The sequence below is a fragment of the Enterobacter sp. SST3 genome (genome assembly GCF_000286655.1).
GTDB classification, from domain to species: domain Bacteria; phylum Pseudomonadota; class Gammaproteobacteria; order Enterobacterales; family Enterobacteriaceae; genus Enterobacter; species Enterobacter roggenkampii.
On sequence record NZ_ALNS01000037.1, the window covers coordinates 1 to 4,807 of the forward strand.

The 4,807-nt window shown below is 58.0% G+C and carries 5 protein-coding genes, 2 tRNA genes and 1 pseudogene; 4 read left to right on the top strand and 4 right to left on the bottom strand.

Annotated features, from left to right (window positions below; all coding sequences use genetic code 11):
• The 3 genes and pseudogenes from B498_RS02850 to B498_RS02840 all read left to right on the top strand — a co-directional run.
• Window positions 1-140: pseudogene (locus tag B498_RS02850) on the top strand (formyltetrahydrofolate deformylase); the annotation flags it as partial.
• 157 nt (window positions 141-297) lie between these two features.
• Window positions 298-382 (top strand) — tRNA-Tyr (locus B498_RS02845).
• A gap of 35 nt (window positions 383-417) precedes the next feature.
• Window positions 418-502, top strand: a tRNA-Tyr gene (locus B498_RS02840).
• Between the two features lie 77 nt (window positions 503-579).
• Here the strand turns inward: B498_RS02840 and B498_RS02835 are convergent.
• Window positions 580-1,023 carry an Lrp/AsnC family transcriptional regulator gene (locus B498_RS02835; RefSeq protein WP_008502998.1) on the bottom strand — a complete coding sequence of 148 codons (444 nt, stop codon included), beginning with the start codon at window positions 1,021-1,023 and terminating at the stop codon, window positions 580-582.
• Window positions 1,024-1,130: 107 nt separating this feature from the next.
• Between B498_RS02835 and B498_RS02830 the strand changes: the two genes are divergently transcribed.
• Window positions 1,131-2,027: a DMT family transporter gene (locus B498_RS02830; protein ID WP_008502999.1), complete on the top strand. Its 897-nt coding sequence runs from the start codon at window positions 1,131-1,133 to the stop codon at window positions 2,025-2,027.
• Here B498_RS02830 and narI read toward each other — a convergent pair.
• The 3 genes from narI to narH form a co-directional block, all read right to left on the bottom strand.
• On the bottom strand, window positions 2,024-2,701 hold the full coding sequence (gene narI / locus B498_RS02825) for a respiratory nitrate reductase subunit gamma (protein ID WP_008503000.1): 678 nt from the start codon (window positions 2,699-2,701) through the stop codon (window positions 2,024-2,026). The two genes, B498_RS02830 and narI, sit on opposite strands and share 4 nt — an antisense overlap.
• Window positions 2,701-3,411: a nitrate reductase molybdenum cofactor assembly chaperone gene (gene narJ, locus B498_RS02820; protein WP_008503001.1), complete on the bottom strand. Its 711-nt coding sequence runs from the start codon at window positions 3,409-3,411 to the stop codon at window positions 2,701-2,703. Before narJ ends, narI begins: the two co-directional genes overlap by 1 nt.
• Window positions 3,408-4,807, bottom strand: a 1,400-nt coding sequence (gene narH, locus B498_RS02815; protein ID WP_008503002.1) for a nitrate reductase subunit beta, incomplete at its 5' end; no start/stop codon positions are given. The genes narH and narJ, both read right to left, overlap by 4 nt.

Below are 4,807 nucleotides of genomic sequence, written 5' to 3' on the forward strand. Positions count from 1 at the left end.
TTCATGTGGATCACACTTACACCGCTGAGGACATGATGCGTGCAGGGCGTGACGTTGAGAAGAATGTGTTAAGCCGCGCGCTGTATCAGGTGCTGGCCCAGCGTGTCTTCGTTTACGGTAACAGAACCATCATTCTTTAATCTTTCGGAAAATGAATTGATTAGCTTTGCGCCTTTACGGATAAAAAGCAGGCAAACAACTTCATTTCCCTAAAGGAAAGCTTTACAGGGGCGTCTCATTTGATATGATGCGCCCCGCTTCCAGCAGGAAGCAGGCCAGTAAAAAGTATTACCCCGTGGTGGGGTTCCCGAGCGGCCAAAGGGAGCAGACTGTAAATCTGCCGTCATCGACTTCGAAGGTTCGAATCCTTCCCCCACCACCATCTCTCAGCACGACCTCAAAATTTGAATTACCCCTGGTGGGGTTCCCGAGCGGCCAAAGGGAGCAGACTGTAAATCTGCCGTCATCGACTTCGAAGGTTCGAATCCTTCCCCCACCACCATCACTTCCCCAACATAAAAAAACCGAGTCCGCCCTTGTAGGCCGGGTAAGGCGCAGACGCCACCCGGCGACAGAAACCTACATCGGAGGCAAGCGACGCCTGACCGGCGAACTCTTCACAATCGACGTATTACACTGGGCATGTTCCGCCAGGCCGTCCAGCAGCGCATCAAGCTGTTCGATTGACCGCACCACCAGCCTGATGACGAAGCAGTCCTCCCCGGTGACTTTGTCGCTCTCAATACACTCCGGCATCGCCTGAATATACTTATCCACCTTATGCAACAGCCCTGGCAACGGCCGTACGCGCACCAGCGCGTGCAGCGTATACCCCAGCGCCGCCAGATTCACCCGTGCACCATAACCCTGAATCACACCGCGCTCTTCCAGCCGCTTCAGGCGCTCTGCCGTACTGGGGGACGTCAGACCGATGCGGCCGCTGAGCACCTTCAACGACATGCGCGCATCCTCAACCAGGCAGGCTAAAATTTGTCGGTCGATATCATCGATAAGGCATTCCATTCTTTTCACCTAATTTTAAAAAGTCATTTACCTTTTCAACCTTATCTCACCCCTGTAAAACCCGACAGCGATTTTCGACAATAGCGTCATTAATCAGGAGGTGGATGATGCGTGATTTCCATAAAGGCGTGTGGCAAATGAGCCTGGCGATGTTAATTTCCGGCTCTATCGGCGCGTTTGTTTTGCTCTCCGGTCTGCCGGTGACGGAAGTGGTGTTCTGGCGCTGTCTTATCGGGGCTATGGCGCTTTTTATTTTTATCCGGGCAAGTCAAAAGCCCTTCAGCCCCCTCACCCGCACCACGCTGCTGCTGGCTATTCTTGGCGGCGTGGCGCTCGTGGTGAACTGGGTGCTGCTCTTCGCGGCCTATGAGCGTATCTCAATTGGTCTTTCAACCGTGGTCTATAACACCCAGCCTTTTATGCTGGTCTTGATGGGGATGTTTCTGGGCGAACGCGTCAGCCTGGTGAAATGGGGCTGGCTATTCCTCGCCTTTGGCGGCGTGGTGATCCTGCTCTCCAGCGAGCTGACCGGCGCGCATGGCAGCGAATGGCTCACCGGAATAGGTTTGGCCATGGCCGCGGCCTTCTTCTACGCGCTGACGGCAATCATTGCGCGCAAACTGAAAACAATCGCACCGCAGCATATTGCCTTTATCCAGGTGCTGACCGGCGTCGTGATGCTTTTGCCGTTTGCCAGCCTGCCGTCATTTTCCGGTGATTTCCCCTGGCCGATGCTGCTGACGCTCGGCATTGTCCATACCGGCATTATGTACCAGCTGCTCTACAGCGCAATTCAGAAGCTGCCTACGCCCATCACCGGCTCCCTGTCGTTTATCTATCCGGTGGTGGCAATTGTTGTCGATAATCTGGTGTTCGGACACGCGCTTAACCTGACGCAGCTGGCGGGCGGCGCGCTGATCCTGTTTGCTGCCGCGGGCAACAACCTGGGCTGGGGCGAAAAAAAACCCCGCGAGCGCGGGGTTAGTATCAAAACGGCGAATTAGCGACGGGCGCGTACAATCTGGTATTTGCGCGTCAGGTACTCCACCGGCGCGCTCCAGATGTGGACCAGGCGTGAGAAAGGAAACAGCACAAACAGCGTCATCCCCAGCACCAGGTGAACGCGGAAGATAAACGCCACGCCGTCCAGGTGCTCAGATGCTCCGCCGTGGAAGGTCACCACGGACTGCGCCCAGCCGACCAGCTTAATCATTTCGCTTCCGTCCATATGCTGCGCCGAGAACGGAATGGTCAGCAGACCCAGCGCGCACTGTACCATCAGCAGGGAGAGGATCAGGATATCCGCTGCGGTTGTGGTCGCACGCACGCGCGGGCTGAACAGACGACGCTTGAGCAGCAGCAGGCCGCCAACAAGGGTCATCACGCCGCAGGCACCGCCCGCGATCATCGCCATCTTCTGCTTCACCTCAATCGGCAGCCACGCTTCATACATCCAGTGCGGCGTCAGCATCCCGAGGAAGTGACCGGCAAAAATGCCCAGAATCCCGATGTGGAACAGGTTAGACGCCACGTGCATCCCCTTGCGGTCCAGCATCTGGCTGGAGGCGGCACGCCAGGTGTACTGGCCATAATCGTAACGCAGCCAGCTTCCCACCAGGAACACGGTGCCCGCGATATACGGGTAAATGTCAAAGAAGAACATATTCAGGAAGTGCATTAGTGCCGTCCTCCGTTAGAGATATTCAAATATTGCGGGGCAACCGCGCCGGCAAAACGGCGCTGGTGAGCAGCGATTTCAGACTCGCCGCAGTTCTGGTCAGCAAAGAATTTGACCTGCTCTTCTTCCCAGACCGCATCCAGCGCCTGTGGCGTATCGTCACGGGCCTCATCGGCGATTTTCTCCGCCACTTTTTCACTGTCGACAGAGGCGTTGGCGAGCTTCACCAGCAGATCGAACAGCACCGCGTAGCGGCTCTCACGCTGCTGAAGACGCGCGCCGAGCAGCGCCAGGATCGGCGCGATGTCCTGCAGACCGCCCAGCGCCTCTTCTTTTGGCAGCTGCGCCAGATATTCCAGATAGAGCGGCAGGTGATCCGGCAGCTCGCGGCTGTCGAGCTGCAGACCGTGCTGCTCGTACTGTGCCATCAGGTCGACCATCGCCTGACCGCGGTCGCGGGATTCACCGTGAACGTGTTCGAACAGCAGCAGCGAGGTCGCACGCCCCCGGTCAAACAGCTGGCTGTAGTCCGCCTGCGCATCAAGAAGATCGCGCGCCAGCAGATCGCGGAGGAAAACGCCCAGCTTCTGGGCATCTTCTTTATCCAGGTTTTCAGATGCCGCAAGCGCATCAAAAAGTTCCTGCTGGTGCTGCGCCAGCGCAGCATCCGGGTACTCGAGCAGACGCGAAACAATGACGAGTTCAATCATGAGTGCGGCTCCGTTTTACTGGTCACATCCATGGCGTCGATGCGGCGGCTGTTGAACAGGTTGAATTTGCTGTCTGACCCGTGGCAGCCGTCGCCAAAGGTAAAGCCACAGCCGTTTTTCTCCGGGAAGGCCTCGCGGGCCAGCTCACGGTGGCTGCTCGGCACCACGAAACGGTCTTCGTAGTTGGCAATCGCCAGATAGCGGTACATTTCCTGCGCCTGCGCTTCGGTCAGACCGACCTCTTCCAGCGCGCGGGTGTCGGTTACGCCGTCCACGGTTTCGGCACGCTTGAAGTGGCGCATCGCCAGCATACGCTTCAGCGCCAGCAGTACGGGCTGGGTATCCCCTGCGGTCAGCAGGTTGGCCAGGTACTGAACCGGAATACGCAGGCTCTCCACGTCCGGCAGAATGCCGTTGCTGCCCAGCTCACCCGCGTCAGCGGCAGACTGAATCGGCGACAGCGGCGGCACGTACCAGACCATCGGCAGCGTGCGGTATTCCGGATGCAGCGGCAGGGCCAGCTTCCAGTCCATCGCCATTTTGTACACCGGAGACTGCTGCGCGGCGTCAATCACGCTCTGCGGAATGCCGTCCTTCAGCGCCTGCTCAATCACTTTCGGATCGTTCGGGTCGAGGAAGACATCCAGCTGACGCTGATACAGATCCTTCTCGTTCTCGGTGCTCGCGGCGTTTTCAATCGCGTCCGCGTCGTACAGCAGCACGCCGAGGTAGCGAATACGGCCTACGCAACTCTCGGAGCAGACGGTCGGCATACCGGCTTCGATACGCGGGTAGCAGAAGATGCACTTCTCGGACTTGCCGCTCTTCCAGTTGAAGTAGATCTTTTTGTACGGGCAGCCGGTGATGCACATGCGCCAGCCGCGGCACTTGTCCTGGTCGATCAGCACGATGCCGTCTTCTTCACGCTTGTAGATGGCGCCGCTCGGGCAGGTCGCCACGCACGCCGGGTTAAGGCAGTGCTCGCACAGGCGCGGCAGATACATCATGAAGGTGTTTTCGAACTGGCCGTACATCGCCTTCTGCATGTTCTCGAAGTTCTGGTCTTTGGCGCGTTTTTCGAACTCGCCGCCCAGAATCTCCTCCCAGTTTGGACCGCTGGTAATTTTGTCCATGCGCTGACCGGTGATCAGCGAGCGGGGACGGGCGATCGGCTGGTGTTTACCTTCCGGCGCGTTGTGCAGATTCTGGTAGTCGTAGTCAAACGGCTCGTAGTAATCCTCGATGCCCGGCAGGTGCGGGTTAGCAAAGATTTTTCCCAGAAGCCAAGCGCGGTTACCCATGCGCGGCTGCAGCTTGCCGTTGATTTTGCGGATCCAGCCGCCCTTCCACTTCTCCTGGTTTTCCCAGTCGGTCGGGAAGCCGGTGCCCGGCTTGC